This is a genomic window from Mesorhizobium sp. M1A.T.Ca.IN.004.03.1.1 (assembly GCF_003997555.1).
Lineage (GTDB): Bacteria > Pseudomonadota > Alphaproteobacteria > Rhizobiales > Rhizobiaceae > Mesorhizobium.
The window spans coordinates 1-314 of sequence record NZ_RZTV01000139.1 but is presented as its reverse complement, the minus strand read 5'-3'; the positions used below and the strand labels follow the sequence as shown (position 1 = coordinate 314).

Annotated in this window: 1 protein-coding gene; it reads left to right on the top strand. The window is 65.0% G+C overall.

The genetic code is table 11. The annotated features are described in order from the left end of the window. Nucleotides 1-314: GTP-binding protein (locus EOD29_RS31045; protein WP_245475490.1), on the top strand; the 314-nt coding region annotated here is incomplete at both ends.

Sequence of the window (314 nt, the reverse complement as noted above, 5' to 3'; positions counted from 1 at the left end):
CTGGTGGTTTCGGCCGCCGACGGCCCGATGCCGCAGACCCGCGAGCACATCCTTTTGGCCCGCCAGGTCGGCGTGCCCTCGATCGTGGTGTTCCTGAACAAGGTCGACCAGGTCGACGACGCCGAGCTTCTGGAACTGGTCGAGCTCGAGGTTCGCGAGCTGCTGACCAAGAACGAGTTCCCCGGCGACGACATTCCGATCGTCAAGGGTTCGGCTCTGGCTGCGCTCGAAGACTCAAACAAGACCATCGGCGAGGACGCCATCCGCGAGCTGATGGCGCAGGTCGACGCCTATATCCCGACGCCGGTCCGTCC